Source organism: Paraburkholderia sp. OAS925 (assembly GCF_040543975.1).
In the GTDB taxonomy this organism is placed as follows: Bacteria; Pseudomonadota; Gammaproteobacteria; order Burkholderiales; family Burkholderiaceae; genus Paraburkholderia; species Paraburkholderia graminis.
In genome coordinates, this window is the sequence record NZ_JBEUNO010000001.1 from 3,583,736 (window position 1) to 3,597,708 (window position 13,973).

Genomic DNA, 13,973 nt, shown 5'->3' on the forward strand with positions numbered 1-13,973 from the left:
AGGAGCCCAACTATGTCAGACATGCTCAACTCTACTGCCGGCGCCCCGAAGCAAGTCCCCTCGGCGGGCGGCTGCGGATCCGGCAACTGCGCGTGCAAATCGCAAGCGCAGGCTCAAACGCAAGCCCCGCGCTCGTACTTCGACGAAACCGATTTCGGCACGCCCGCGCGTCATGCGGACGTCGACGTGACGCTTGAAATCGACGGCCAGGCGGTCACGGTGCCGGCCGGCACATCGGTGATGCGCGCCGCCGTCGAAGCAGGCGTGAACGTGCCGAAGCTTTGCGCAACCGATTCGCTGGAACCGTTCGGCTCGTGCCGTTTGTGTCTCGTCGAGATCGAAGGCAAGCGCGGTTATCCGGCCTCGTGCACGACGCCGGTCGAAGCCGGCATGAAAGTGCGCACGCAAACCGACCGTCTGCAATCGCTGCGCCGCAATGTGATGGAGCTGTACATCTCCGATCACCCGCTCGATTGCCTGACCTGCCCCGCGAACGGCGACTGCGAACTGCAGGACATGGCGGGCGTGACCGGCCTGCGCGAAGTGCGCTACGGTTTCGACGGCGCGAATCACCTGAACGACAAGAAGGATGAATCGAATCCGTACTTCACCTACGATCCGGCGAAGTGCATCGTCTGCAATCGCTGCGTGCGCGCGTGCGAGGAAACGCAAGGCACGTTCGCGCTGACCATCGCCGGGCGCGGTTTCGAATCGCGCGTGGCCGCGAGCGAAAACCAGCCGTTCATGGATTCGGAGTGCGTGTCGTGCGGCGCGTGCGTGGCCGCTTGCCCGACCGCGACGTTGCAGGAAAAGACCGTGATCATGCTGGGCCAGGCCGAGCATTCGGCCGTCACCACCTGCGCGTATTGCGGCGTCGGCTGCTCGTTCAAGGCGGAGATGAAGGGCAACCAGGTCGTGCGCATGGTGCCGTTCAAGAACGGCCAGGCGAACGAAGGACACGCGTGCGTGAAGGGCCGCTTCGCATGGGGCTACGCAACACACAAGGATCGCATCACGAAGCCGATGATCCGCGCGAAGATCACCGACCCGTGGCGCGAAGTGAGCTGGGAAGAAGCGATCAATTACGCGGCCTCGGAATTCCGCCGCATTCAGGCGAAGCACGGGCGCGATTCGATCGGCGGCATTACGTCGTCGCGTTGCACGAACGAAGAAACCTATCTGGTGCAGAAGCTCGTGCGCGCCGCGTTCGGCAACAACAACGTCGACACCTGCGCACGCGTTTGCCACTCGCCGACCGGCTACGGTCTGAAGACGACGCTCGGCGAATCGGCGGGCACGCAGACCTTCGCCTCGGTCGATAAAGCCGACGTCATCATGGTGATCGGCGCGAATCCGACCGACGGCCATCCGGTGTTCGCCTCGCGTCTGAAGCGCCGCGTGCGCGAAGGCGCGAAGCTGATCGTGGTCGATCCGCGCCGCATCGACATCGTCGATACGCCGCACGTGAAGGCATCGCATCATCTGCAATTGCGCCCCGGCACCAACGTCGCGGTGGTCAACGCGCTCGCTCATGTGATCGTCACCGAAGGGCTGCTGAACGAAGCGTTCATCGCCGAACGCTGCGAAGGCCGCGCGTTCGAGCAATGGCGTGATTTCGTCGCGCTGCCGGAGAATGCGCCCGAAGCAACGGAAGCCGTGACCGGCGTGCCGGCCAAGGACGTGCGTGAAGCCGCGCGCATCTACGCGACGGGCGGCAACGCGGCGATCTACTACGGCTTGGGCGTCACCGAACACGCGCAAGGCTCGACGATGGTGATGGGCATCGCGAACCTTGCGATGGCGACGGGCAACATCGGCCGCGAAGGCGTCGGTGTGAATCCGCTGCGCGGCCAGAACAACGTGCAGGGTTCGTGCGACATGGGCTCGTTCCCGCATGAGTTGCCGGGCTATCGCCACATCAGCGACACGATCGTGCGCTCGCAGTTCGAAGACGCGTGGAATGTCTCACTGCAAACCGAGCCGGGTCTGCGCATTCCGAACATGTTCGAAGCCGCGCTCGACGGCAGCTTCATGGGCCTGTACTGCCAGGGCGAGGACATCGTGCAGTCGGACCCGAACACGCATCATGTGGCGGCGGCGTTGTCGGCGATGGAATGCATCGTCGTGCAGGACATTTTCCTGAACGAGACCGCGAAGTACGCGCATGTGCTGCTGCCCGGCTCGACCTTCCTCGAAAAGGACGGCACCTTCACGAACGCGGAGCGCCGCATCTCGCGCGTGCGCAAGGTCATGCCGCCGGTGCCGGGTTACGCCGACTGGGAAGTCACGCTGCTGCTCTCGCGCGCGCTCGGCTACGAAATGGACTACACGCATCCGTCCGAAATCATGGACGAGATCGCGCGTCTCACGCCGACCTTCCACGGCGTGTCATACAAGAAGATCGACGAGCTGGGCAGCATCCAGTGGCCGTGCAACGAAGAGGCGCCGGACGGCACGCCGACCATGCACGTCGACACGTTCGTGCGCGGCAAGGGCAAGTTCGTGATTACCAAGTTCATCGCGTCGCCGGAAAAAGTCACGCGCAAGTTCCCGCTGCTGCTGACGACGGGGCGCATCCTGTCGCAGTACAACGTGGGCGCGCAAACGCGGCGCACGGAGAACTCGCGCTGGCACGACGAGGACCGGCTCGAACTGCATCCGCACGACGCGGAAGAACGCGGCATCAAGACGGGCGACTGGGTCGGTATCGAATCGCGCGCGGGACAAACCGTGCTGCGCGCGAAAGTGACCGAGCGGATGCAGCCGGGCGTCGTTTATACGACGTTCCACTTCCCCGAATCGGGCGCGAACGTGATCACCACCGAGAGTTCGGACTGGGCGACCAACTGTCCGGAATACAAGGTGACCGCCGTGCAGGTGATGCCGGTCGAACAGCCGTCCGAGTGGCAGAAAGAGTATTCGCGCTTCAACGCGGAGCAACTCGAGTTGCTCAAGCAGCGCGAGCTGGCCAACGCGACGTCGGGTAAGTGAGGCGACGATGGACACTCAGAATCTGATCGACATGGCGAACCGCATCGGCGATTTTTTCGATTCGATGCCGGATCGCGAAGAAGCCATCACCGGTGTCGCCGACCATATCCGCCGCTTCTGGGAGCCGCGCATGCGGCGCGCGCTGCTCGCAGCGCTCGATGCGCCGCAGGCGGGCGGCATCGAGATGTCGGCAATCGTGAAGGAAGCGCTCGTGAAGAACCGCGAGCGTCTGACGCCCGCTGAGCCTTCCATCGCGTGATGAGTGCACAGGACGGGTGCATGACGGCCGTCTCACACGGCCGTCTGCTCCGGTATCTGTCCATCGACGGTGAACCACGCTTCACAGTGCCGCAGCAGGCCGTTCAGATCGGAGCCTGTGCGTCCGCGCGCGCTGATGTAGCCGTCGGGCCGCAGCAGATAAAACGACGGCCGCGTGCGTCCATACGATTCGGCCAACGACGGCCCGCCGTCGCCGCTCGTATCCGTCACGCGCCAGATGCGCACCGCCCCTTCCAATAGCTTCTCCATGTCGGCCGTCAGCCGCTCGAGTTCGGCGTCGGCGGGCGGTGCGTGCTTTGCGTCGGGATCGAGCGGTTTGTCGTCGGCGGGCAACGGCGGCACCAGCAGAAACAGCGAGAAAAATGCCGGGTCGTGCAGATCGTAAATACAGCCGATGCCGGGCGCTCGCCCAAGCGGACCGTCGACCACATGCACGACCGCATCCGGCGCGCGTTCGCCCGCGCGCGGCCCACCGTCGAGCACGCGCTCGAGCGTCAGCGGACTGCGCCGGTACTGGATCGACAACTCGCTGATCGTGAGCCGCGCCGCGTCGCGCAACGGACCGAGCGCGGCAAGAACCGGCATCACCCGCTCGCGCAGCAGCTTGAGCGGACCGTGATCCGCCTCGGCCATCTGCGTGATAAAGCCGGTTTGCCGCAGCACGTCGCGCTCGATCGGATGCCGCTCGATATGGTAGGTGTCGAGCAGACGATCGGGCGCCGCGCCCTTCAATACGCGCGCGAGCTTCCAGCCGAGATTGAACGCTTCCTGGATGCCCGTGTTCATGCCTTGCGCGCCGGCCGGGCTGTGCACATGCGCGGCGTCGCCGGCAAGGAACACGCGCCCGACGCGCAGGCGCTCCACCATCCGGCTGTTCACATGGAAGTACGAGGACCACGCAACCTCGGATACGTCGACGCGTTCATGCACGCGCCTCGCAACGAGCGCCTTGCATTCGTCGAGCGACGGCGCTCGCACGCGTGCGAGCGGCGGCTCGCCGAGCACCACCGGCGAGAGCGGCGCGGCAGCGGCCGGCGTCGGCTCGACGGCGTGATCCGCGATCAGACGATGCCGGCCGTGTCCCATCGGAAACAGTGCAACGAGACCTTCGCCTGAAGCGAAGATGTGAAATTCGTCGTCGGGCCAATCGGTTTCCGCGTGAACATCGGCGAGCAGGAACGTCTGCTCCGACGTCTTGCCCACGAAGTTCAACCCGAGCCCGTGGCGGATCGCGCTGTGCGCGCCATCGGCGGCGATCATGTAGGACGGACGCAGCGTTTCCGTGTGACCGTCGGCGCGCCGCAGCGTCGCCTGAACGCCGACCGAGCCTTGCGAGAACATCGTGAGTTCGACGCCGCGCTCGATCGTCACGCCGAGCGTCGCGACATGCTCGGTGAGCAAACGCTCGGTCACCGACTGATCGAGAAACAGCAGATACGGATAGCGCGTGTGCAGCGGATCGAAGTCGAGCTGCGCGAGGCGCATGCCGTTCGAAAACAGATTGGCGACGCGCGCGCGATGGCCGAGTTCGAGAAACCGTTCGGCCAGCCGATGCTGCTCCAGCAGTTCAAGCGTGCGCGCCTGAATGCCGATGGCCCGCGAATATGGGTTCGGCTGCATCGCGCGGTCGATGAGACGCACGGGGATGTGAGCGCGCGCGAGACTCATGGCGGCGGCGAGCCCGGTCGGCCCCGCCCCGACGATCAGCACCGGCGACGCATTATTAGCAGCAGCGTTCATGCGAAACTCCGCAGACCACAGTGCGCTCTAGTGTACAACCCGCGCCCGCGCGCCGGACTGCGGGCTGCATCGGATGCGAGGCGTATCGCGCATAGCGGTCGGGCTCGCGGCGGCCGTCCGCGCTTGCGTGTTCCGCGATGTACGTCGGCGACGCGTTATGCATGAATGCGCGCTTTCGTCGCGTGCTTCAGCGCGCAGTGTGCGGATGCTCCATCGCGCAACGATGATCGGTCGTGCCGAGGTCCACTTGCAGCGTCGCGTGCTGCATCGAAAAACGTTCGCGCAACGCGAGCACGATGCCGTCGAGCCGCTCGTCGCCGGGATGGCCTGCCGGCATCACGAGATGCGCGCTGAGCGCGTTGCCGGTGGTGGACAGCGCCCAGATGTGCAGATCGTGCACGTCCTCGACACCGGGCTGATCGGCGAGATAGTCGCGGATGCGCTCGACATCGACGCCCGAGGGCACCGCATTGAGCGCGAGGCGCACCGAGTCGCGCAACAGACCCCACGTACCGTAGACGACAACCGCGACCACGAGCAGGCTCATCAGCGGGTCCAGCCACGTCCAGTTGGTGTAGAGAATCACGAGGCCGCTGATCGCGACCGCCGCGGACACGCCGGCGTCGGCGGCCATGTGCAGAAAGGCGCCGCGGATGTTCAGGTCTTCCTTCTGCCCGCGCATGAACAGACACGCGGACAGTCCGTTGACGACCATGCCCACCGCCGCGACGACGAACACCGCGAGGCCCGCGACGGGCGCCGGGTTCATCAGACGGTCGATGGCTTCCGCGACGATCACGCCGCACGCGAACAGCAGCAGCGCCGCATTCGCCAGCGACGCGAGTATCGACGAACTGCCGTAGCCGAACGTGTAGCGCGCGGAAGGACGGCGTGTCGCGAGCCAGGCGGCGCCCCATGCGAGCAGCAGGCCGAGCACGTCGGAGAGATTGTGGCCGGCGTCGGCGAGCAGCGCGGTCGAATGCGCGAGCACGCCGTACACGGCCTGGATCACGACGATCGCGACGTTCAGCGCGACGGCCAGCGCGAACGCGAAGCCGTGGCCGGCTACGGGCGCGTGGTGGTGATGATGGCCGTGGCCGTGGTCGTGGCTGTGTGAGTGCGAGTGGTGTGTGCCGTGGTTGTGGCCGTGGTCGTCGTGGTGGTGTTTGCCGTGACCGTGACCGTGACCGTGACTATGCGTGTCCTGTTGCCCATCTTCTCTTTCTTCGATTGTCTTCATGGCAGATCCAATGCGTCGTCACTGGTAGGCTCGGCGACGTGTTCAAGCATGCCGGCCAGCATCGCGCTGATGTGGCGATCGGCGGCGAAATAGAAAACCTGTTTGCCCTGCCGCTGCGCCCGCACGATCCGCGCCGCGCGCAACAGCCGCAAATGATGACTCACGAGCGACGGCGACAAACCGAGCTCGTCGGCAATCGCACCGACCGCGCGCCGGCCGTCGACGCAAGCGAGCACGATGCGCAGCCGCGTCGGATCGCCGAGCAGGCGAAACAGATCGGCGAGCGGCGCGACGCTTTTTGCCGCGTGCGGCTCGAAGCCCGCAGGCGATGGCGCAGAGACCGTAGCAGGAATCATGGCAGCGTACATATGAACAGGTATTCACAGGTTAAGCGAAAGCCGCGCAACGGGTCAAACCGGAGCGAGCCTCCGCGAGTGTGGGAAAATGCGGCCTCTGCCTCACCCGACTACCATCCCCCGTCATGCAACCTGTATTTGACCGCGCTTTCGCGGCGCATCGTGACGGCCGCCTCGACGACGCCGAACGCGGCTACCGCGCGACGCTCGACGGCAATCCCGCGCACGTCGACGCGTTGCATCTGCTGGGCGTGCTGCGCCATCAGCAGGGCCAGCACGCCGAAGCCGCCGAGCTGGTGCGGCGCGCGGTCAACCTGCGCCCGCAAGACGCCGCGCTGCAGCTGAACCTCGGCAACGCGCTGAAGGCCCTCGGCCAGATCGACGAGGCCATCGACCAGTTCCGCAACGCGCTGACGCTCGCGCCGTCGTTCCCGATGGCGCACTACAACCTCGGCAACGCGTATGCGGCAACGGGCCGTCACGAGGACGCCGCGGACGCGTTCCGCCGTTCGTTGCACCTGCAACCGGACGACGCCTCCTCGCACAACAATCTCGGCAACGCGCTGCACGCGCTCGGGCGTCACGAGGAAGCCATCGCGTCGTTCCGGCGCACGCTCGAGCTGCGCCCCGGACACGCGGGCGCGCTGAACAACATGGGCATGTCGCTCAATGCGCTCGGCCGCGCGGACGAAGCGATTCCCTGCTTCAAGGCCGCGTTGGCCGCCGAGCCGCGCTTCGTCGCCGCGCATTTCAACCTCGCCAATACGTTCGACGCCACCGGCCGCCACGCGCAAGCCGTCGCGTCGTTCGAAGCGGCGCTCGCGTTGCAGCCGAACCTGCCGCCCGCCATCTACGGCATGGGCAATGCACTGGCCGCGCTCGGGCGCCACACGGAGGCGATACCGTATCTCGAACGCTCGGTCGGGCTCGATCCGCAATTCGCGCTCGCCTGGCTGAGTCTCGGCACCGCGCACCAGGCGCTGGGCGCGCACGCCACCGCACTGCGCGCATTCGATCAGGCGTTGCGCTTGCAGCCCGATCTCGCGTCCGCGCATATGAACCGCGCGCTCGCGTGGCTCGCGTTGGGCGATTTCGCGCGCGGCCTGCCGGAATACGAATGGCGTCTGCAAACCGTCGCCGAACCGGCGATCGAGACCTTGCCGCGCTGGCACGGCGAGCCGGCCGCGCAGCGCACGCTGCTGATCCATGCGGAACAGGGTTTCGGCGATACGCTGCAGTTCGTGCGCTTCGTCTCGCTCGCCGCGCAGCGTGCCGCGCGCGTCGTGCTCGAAGTGCAGCCGCCGTTGCTGCCGCTGCTCGCGCCGGTCGCGGAAGCGTGGCGCGTGACGCTCATCGCGCGAGGCGCACCGCGCCCCGCCGCCGACGTCCAATGCCCGTTGCTGAGCTTGCCGCTCGCGCTCGGCACGACGTTCGCCACGATTCCCGAGCGCACGCCTTATCTGAGCGCGCCGCCCGCGTATCGGCGCAAATGGCGCGGTTCGATCGGCGGCCAGGCGAAGCGTAAGATCGGGCTCGCGTGGTCCGGGCGCATCCAGCAAAACGAAACGCGTTCGATGCCGCTCGCCGCGCTCGAGCCGCTTTTCGCGCTCGAAGGCATCGACTGGATTGTGCTGCAGCCTCACCTCAGCGCCGAAGAACGCGCGGCGCTCGACGGGCATCCGCGCGGCGGGTCGATTCATCGGTTCGACGAGCGGATCGGCGACTTCGCGGATACGGCGGCGATCATCGAACGGCTCGATGCAGTGGTGTCGATCGATACGTCGATTGCGCATCTCGCCGGCGCGCTGCGCAAGCCGCTGTGGCTGATGCTGCCGTTCGCGCCCGACTGGCGCTGGTGTCACGACGACGCGCGCAGCCCGTGGTACGCGAGCGCGAAACTGGTGCGCCAGCCGCGGCCGGGTGCCTGGCGGGAAGTGGTGGAAGCCGTCGCGGAAGAACTGCGCCGCGGCTAGCGTCGCGCGTTGAACAAAGCGCTGAACAAGCGTTGAATCCGCGCGGAAATCGCGAGTCAAGCCAACAAACAAAAACCCTGCAGTGAAGCTCGCGTGCAGGGTTTTAATGACCATCTCAATGCGACCCCGCGTTCCGTCGAGCGCGGGGTTTCCTTTTATGCGCCGACGCCGCAGCAGACGTCAGCGCGCGCCACGCCTCACGCGCCCTTGTATTGATTGCGCGATTCAGGCGTGCGGTACAACACGAGCGTCGCGATCAGTCCGCAGATCGCCGCCACGCCGAGGAAGAGACCCGGCGCCGCCTTGTTTTCGGTGGAATGAATCAGCAGCGTCGAAATGGCCGGCGTGAAGCCGCCGATCGTCGTCGCGAGACTGTAAGCCAGCGAAAAGCCCGCAGTGCGCACTTCGACCGGCATCACTTCGGTCAGCGCGACGACCATTGCGCCGTTGTAGCTGCCGTACAGGAACGACAGCCACAGCTCGACCGTGAGCAGACGCGCGAACGACGGCTCGGCGACGAGCCATTGCAGCGCCGGATAAGCGCTCACGATGGTCAGCGCGGTAAAAGCCAGCAGCACCGGACGACGGCCGATGCGATCCGACAGCGCGCCCGCGAGCGGCAGCCAGATCAGATTCGACAGGCCGATACACACGGTGACGACGAGCGTGTCGATCGCCGACAGCTTCAGCACTTCCTTGCCGAACGTCGGCGTGTAAGCGGTGATCATGTAGAACGACACCGTCGTCATGATGACCATGCCCATGCCGCCCAGCACCGTGACCCAGTTCGCGGCCATGCTCTTCATGATCTCGCCCATGCGCGGACGATGCTTGCGCGCGGAGAACTCCGCGGTTTCCTTCAGCGAACGGCGGATTATGAACAGGAACGGCACGATCAGGCAGCCGATCAGGAACGGCACGCGCCAGCCCCATGCGCTCATCTGGTCGGCGGGCAGCGTCTTGTTGAGCATCACGCCGATCAGCGCGGCGAACACCACGGCGACCTGCTGGCTGCCCGACTGCCACGCGCAATAGAAGCCCTTGTTTCCCTTGGTGGCAATTTCCGACAGATACACCGACACGCCGCCGAGTTCGACGCCCGCGGAAAAGCCCTGCAGCAGCCGGCCGAACAGCACGAGCACCGGTGCGAGCACGCCGATCGTCGCGTAGCCTGGAATGGACGCCACCGTGAGCGTGCCGAGCGCCATCAGGCCGAGCGTGAGAATGAGCCCCTTGCGCCGGCCATGATGATCGATGTACGCGCCGAGGACGATCGCGCCGAGCGGCCGCATCAGGAAGCCCGCGCCGAACACGGACAGCGAGAGCATCAGCGACGCAAATTCGCTGCCGCTCGGAAAGTAGGTCTTGGCGATCGCAGACGCGTAGTAGCCGTAGACCATGAAGTCGTACATCTCAAGAAAGTTGCCGCTGACCACGCGGAACACTGTCTTGACCTTGGATTCTTCCGACGAAGAAATAGCGTGGGACGCTGTTGACATTGACGTTCTCTGATAAGCCCACGCCGCGCGAACGACGGCGATCTGGCAGTTGAAACGGGCCGCCTTGTCGAACTGGCGGATGCCACAGGCAAACGGCCGCTGCGGATAGCGCCGCGCCGAGGGGCGCAGCATTTTGCAAGCGAAGGCGCTGGAGCGGTATCAGGGTAAACGTTGTGAACCGCCGGGAGCCGCGCCGCCACATGTTACCGTCGATGGCACTGTTGCGTATTCCCTACATTTTCATTACAACCAGCGCGGCGGCGGGCGGCCGCTAAAATTGCGATTCAGCCATTCCCGTCGATGCCGTTCCCATCCTTCCCACGCTTCCCATGCCTCTCATGCAGACCGCCCCTGCCTTGTCGCTGCGCACCGCCACCGTCGCCGACACCGCGCTCATCGCGTCGATTCACACCACGAGTTGGCGCGCCACTTACCGTGGCCTGCTGCCCGACGCTTTTCTCGACGGCGAGGTCGCGCAGGAACGCGCGGACTGGTGGCAGGCGCGCATGCGCGCGCCGGGCGGCGAGCGCCGCATCGTGCTGATCGCGGTGCTGGACGACGAGCCGATCGGCTTCGTGTGTGTCGAGCGTCAGCCGGAGTCCGCGTGGGGCGTGCTGCTCGATAACCTTCACGCACTGCCGGGCTCCCAGGGAATCGGCGTCGGGAAGCTGTTGATGCGCGCCGCCAAAGACTGGGCTCGTACGCAAGGTGAGACGCAGCTGCATCTGTATGTGCTCGAAGGCAATATGCCCGCGATCGGCTTTTATGAGCGGCAAGGCTGGCAGTTCGCCGGCGCGGAACCGGACCGCATGGGCGGCGTGGACATCACTGCGCTGCGTTATGTTTATCGATTGGACGGGGCTGGCGTTTGATCCGCGTTTGACCGACGTTTGTCGTGTCCGTTAGCGCAGATCCAGGAAGTATCCGCAGGTACTTTGCGAAGCTTCCGAGCGTTACGGCGTTTCATTCCAGCGCATCATCTTCTCTTCCCGACGATGGCTTTCCACGCACGGCGCCGATGCGTCCTTCCGCATGCGTGCGAGCGCGTGTTGGTGGGTTGCTGCGCCTCTGCGCTGTTGCCCTCGCATGCACGCGCGAGGCGCTTTCGCGTGATGTTTTTGCGTAGCGTTTTTGCGTAGCGCGCCGAGCCCCTCGTCACCGACCCACGGATGCCCAGGCGGCGTCCCTCCCCGAGGCGCTGCAAGAGAGCGATGTCCACCACACCGTTAACCGTAGTCGAAGGCGCGATGGCGTTGCCGCGCTCGCGCCCGTTCAATGATGTGCCGGCGCCATTTGGCCGCGGCTGGACCTTGCTCGCGCCATGCTATTCGCTGGACAGGGGGCTACACGGGCTATACCGCGCGGTCCTCGAAACGTTTGATTTGAGCCAGCAGCCGATTCGCTCGTTTTGTCGATGGGTGGCGCCGGAGGGTCGGCGAGGCGACGCGGTGGTTGCGATGGGTGCAGGGTCGGTGGGTGGCGAGGGGGCGTCGCGGATTGGCGAAGGGGTGGAGGTAGAGGCGTTGGAGGTTCCGTGGGGGGTGGCTTCTGCGGGTTCTGCGGGTTCTGCGGGTTCTGCGGGTTCTGCGGGTTCTGCGGGTTCTGCGGGTCCTGCGGGTCCTGCGGCTTCGGTGGCTTCGGTGGCTTCGGTGGCTTCGGTGGCTTCGGTGGCTTCTGCGCGCTCGGTGGATTTGATGCCGCCGGTGGGTTCGGCTTGGACGGATGCGCCGGTGCTCGCCGACGCATTGCCTTTCGCACAAGCTGCCGTTTCGCCGGATGCTTGCGCAACCGAGACAACACATCCTTCAGAAGCCGCACAGCGCGCGCCTCGCGCGCTATTCCCGCCGCGGTGGGCGCTCGCGGGCGGCGTCTGCGCTGTGAGCGGCGCGGCACTGCTTACGTGGATGGCCACCCATGACGGCGCCTCGCATCCGCGCAACGGTCACGACATGAAATCCGCGGAAGGAGCCGTTGCCGTCCCCAACACGATGGCTGCGCAAACTCCGTTGCGCCGCGGCGCCGACAGTTCCAACAAGACCCACGAAGCCGTGCGCGCGAAGCCCGCGAGTGCAGCTTCCGCGACGCAGCTTGCGCACGCCGCGTCGGTGCCGGAAGCGGGCCGAGGCATTGTCGTCGGCGCGACCGCTGGACGCCCGGAAACAGCAAAGCCTATCGAGCGGCGCATGTCAGCAGACAGGTCGATCACACGCGCACGCGACCAGCTTGCTGCAAGGAAAGACGGTCGTCATGTGGACATGCAACGGCATCTTGCAGATGGCGCCGCGGTGAGCCATCGGCGGTATGCAGCCGTCGACGCGTCGAGCATCGCAGCGCAAGCGACCGCGCCGCGAACGATCGTCAAGCCGTCCGTTGCGGGTGCATACTCACCGCTTCGGCCGGCGCAGTTGGGCACGCACGATTACGCGTCGATGGACATGAGCGCGGGCGTCGGTAGCAGCGGTCGCGCGCAAGCGGCGCAAATGGCGCAGTCGGCGCAATGGTCGCAAGTAGCGGAAGAAGTCCAACAGGCCCGAGACGCCGAACGCCGCCGAGACGCTCAAGACGCGCAACCCATAGAAAAAGCGCAACGGGGGAAACCTGCGCAACAAACGCAGCAGGCCAAACCAGTGCAACCTGCGCAACAGGCGAAGCCGGCGCAGGACGCCCAACAGGCCCAAGACGCTCAGCACCCGCGAGACGCCCAGGACGCACAACGCATCCAACAAGCGCAGCAGGCGAAACCGATCCAGCAAGCGCAGGAGCCGAAACCGGCGCAGCCTGCGCAACAAGCGAAACCGGCGCAACAAGCGCAACAACCCCAACCACCCTCATCCGCGAATCCATCGCCGAACACCAGCCCGCAATGGATAAACCGACTCTCGCAGCGCCGCGTGACCGAAGTCCCCGACCAATTCACTCGATAGCCCTGCAACGCGCGCCATAAAAAAACCCGGCTATCCAAGCCGGGTTTTTTCGCACTCCAACCGCGCCTTTACTTCTGGCCTGGCAGACCCATCTCCATCTGCCGTTGCAATAGCATGACCTGCCCTTGCACCTGCCGCAGTTGCGCCTGTGCGCGTTCCTTCTCTTCACGCAACGCGGCTGCTTCGTCCTGCGTCTGGCGCTGATAGTCGTTGACCTTCGCCTGCTGTGTGCGCGCGACTTCCAGATCGGCTTGCAGGCGCTTCGCCCGGTCTTCTGACAACGCAATAACGTCTTCAATGTACAGCTTCTGCGCCTGCAACTGCGTGCGGCGAATCTCGACCTCGGCAAGCTGCGCGGTTTGCTGCGCGAAGCCCGCGTAAATCGCCTCGGCCCGCCCCGCATCCGCCGACTTGATCACCCGCCAGAAATGCTTGTTCTGAAACAACGCGACGTAGTACGTCAACTCGCGTGGATAGAAAAACAGGCTCGCGCCGTAGCTGCCGTTGTAAGTGGTGCGCAGTTCGCTCAGCTTCGTGTCCTGAATCATCTGCATCAACTCGGCGACATTGCCTTGCACTTCCACCGCCGACGACGAACCCGAAACCGAAGCCGACGACGCGGATGAAGCCGACGAACCCGACGCCGCATCGCGCAGCGCGTCGGCGACAGGCTGCGGCGTCAGCGTATTGAGGGCCGGCCGTGTGCCGACGATCGGCGCGGCCTCTTCGCCCTGCGCGGCAAGCACAGACCCGCCATGCTGCAACAGCAGACACGACGCCGCGAGCAGCAGGGCGCGCCGTACCAATAAGGGGTGCTTCATATCTGCATGCTCCATGCGGATCCAAAAAACAGCCTTGAATTATCGCGCGGATTTGTGCTTAAGCGAAGCATTGAAGCGTCGCAAAATTGGACTTTAAATCGAGATAAAACTATGGTGTCCGAATTAGGCGACAAAGACGCTTATCGCGAA

Annotated in this window: 10 protein-coding genes; 4 read left to right on the plus strand and 6 right to left on the minus strand. The window is 65.3% G+C overall.

The annotated features are described in order from the left end of the window. The first annotated feature begins 12 nt into the window (after positions 1–12). Together fdhF and ABIE53_RS15625 are read left to right on the plus strand one after the other, a co-directional pair. Positions 13–2,991, plus strand: a complete 2,979-nt coding sequence (gene fdhF, locus ABIE53_RS15620) for a formate dehydrogenase subunit alpha (protein WP_053858598.1) — start codon at positions 13–15, stop codon at positions 2,989–2,991. 7 nt (positions 2,992–2,998) lie between these two features. Further along, complete coding sequence (locus ABIE53_RS15625; protein WP_006050235.1) at positions 2,999–3,250, plus strand: formate dehydrogenase subunit delta; 252 nt, start codon at positions 2,999–3,001, stop codon at positions 3,248–3,250. 32 nt (positions 3,251–3,282) lie between these two features. Here the strand turns inward: ABIE53_RS15625 and ABIE53_RS15630 are convergent, their stop codons facing one another. The 3 genes from ABIE53_RS15630 to ABIE53_RS15640 all read right to left on the minus strand — a co-directional run bounded on the left by ABIE53_RS15630 (position 3,283) and on the right by ABIE53_RS15640 (position 6,606). Further along, positions 3,283–5,010 carry an FAD-dependent monooxygenase gene (locus ABIE53_RS15630; RefSeq protein ID WP_192698773.1) on the minus strand — a complete coding sequence of 576 codons (1,728 nt, stop codon included), beginning with the start codon at positions 5,008–5,010 and terminating at the stop codon, positions 3,283–3,285. Positions 5,011–5,197: 187 nt separating this feature from the next. Next, on the minus strand, positions 5,198–6,250 hold the full coding sequence (locus ABIE53_RS15635) for a cation diffusion facilitator family transporter (protein WP_114156367.1): 1,053 nt from the start codon (positions 6,248–6,250) through the stop codon (positions 5,198–5,200). Next, positions 6,247–6,606 carry an ArsR/SmtB family transcription factor gene (locus ABIE53_RS15640; protein WP_035569918.1) on the minus strand — a complete coding sequence of 120 codons (360 nt, stop codon included), beginning with the start codon at positions 6,604–6,606 and terminating at the stop codon, positions 6,247–6,249. The genes ABIE53_RS15635 and ABIE53_RS15640 overlap by 4 nt, the downstream gene beginning before the upstream one ends. A 125-nt stretch (positions 6,607–6,731) precedes the next feature. Between ABIE53_RS15640 and ABIE53_RS15645 the strand changes: the two genes are divergently transcribed. After that, positions 6,732–8,579: a tetratricopeptide repeat protein gene (locus ABIE53_RS15645; protein WP_192698772.1), complete on the plus strand. Its 1,848-nt coding sequence runs from the start codon at positions 6,732–6,734 to the stop codon at positions 8,577–8,579. Between the two features lie 197 nt (positions 8,580–8,776). On the opposite strand, the gene ABIE53_RS15650 is transcribed toward ABIE53_RS15645, so the two are convergent. Then, positions 8,777–10,078 carry an MFS transporter gene (locus ABIE53_RS15650; protein WP_192698771.1) on the minus strand — a complete coding sequence of 434 codons (1,302 nt, stop codon included), beginning with the start codon at positions 10,076–10,078 and terminating at the stop codon, positions 8,777–8,779. 338 nt (positions 10,079–10,416) lie between these two features. Between ABIE53_RS15650 and ABIE53_RS15655 the strand changes: the two genes are divergently transcribed. Continuing rightward, the gene (locus tag ABIE53_RS15655; protein WP_192698770.1) at positions 10,417–10,950 is read left to right on the plus strand and encodes a GNAT family N-acetyltransferase; all 534 of its coding nucleotides are present in this window, start codon (positions 10,417–10,419) and stop codon (positions 10,948–10,950) included. A 1,512-nt stretch (positions 10,951–12,462) separates the two neighbouring features. On the opposite strand, the gene ABIE53_RS15660 is transcribed toward ABIE53_RS15655, so the two are convergent. Further along, a complete protein-coding gene (locus tag ABIE53_RS15660; protein WP_376915525.1) occupies positions 12,463–12,894 on the minus strand; it encodes a hypothetical protein in 432 nt (143 codons plus the stop codon). Positions 12,895–13,070: 176 nt separating this feature from the next. Then, complete coding sequence (locus tag ABIE53_RS15665; protein ID WP_114156370.1) at positions 13,071–13,823, minus strand: DUF2968 domain-containing protein; 753 nt, start codon at positions 13,821–13,823, stop codon at positions 13,071–13,073. Positions 13,824–13,973: the final 150 nt, after the last annotated feature.

Coding starts and splice junctions, on each gene's coding strand:
- fdhF (WP_053858598.1), top strand. CDS start 13: ATGTCAGACATGCTCAACTCTACTGCCGGCGCCCCGAAGCAAGTCCCC.
- ABIE53_RS15625 (WP_006050235.1), top strand. CDS start 2,999: ATGGACACTCAGAATCTGATCGACATGGCGAACCGCATCGGCGATTTT.
- ABIE53_RS15630 (WP_192698773.1), bottom strand. CDS start 5,010: ATGAACGCTGCTGCTAATAATGCGTCGCCGGTGCTGATCGTCGGGGCG.
- ABIE53_RS15635 (WP_114156367.1), bottom strand. CDS start 6,250: ATGAAGACAATCGAAGAAAGAGAAGATGGGCAACAGGACACGCATAGT.
- ABIE53_RS15640 (WP_035569918.1), bottom strand. CDS start 6,606: ATGATTCCTGCTACGGTCTCTGCGCCATCGCCTGCGGGCTTCGAGCCG.
- ABIE53_RS15645 (WP_192698772.1), top strand. CDS start 6,732: ATGCAACCTGTATTTGACCGCGCTTTCGCGGCGCATCGTGACGGCCGC.
- ABIE53_RS15650 (WP_192698771.1), bottom strand. CDS start 10,078: ATGTCAACAGCGTCCCACGCTATTTCTTCGTCGGAAGAATCCAAGGTC.
- ABIE53_RS15655 (WP_192698770.1), top strand. CDS start 10,417: ATGCAGACCGCCCCTGCCTTGTCGCTGCGCACCGCCACCGTCGCCGAC.
- ABIE53_RS15665 (WP_114156370.1), bottom strand. CDS start 13,823: ATGAAGCACCCCTTATTGGTACGGCGCGCCCTGCTGCTCGCGGCGTCG.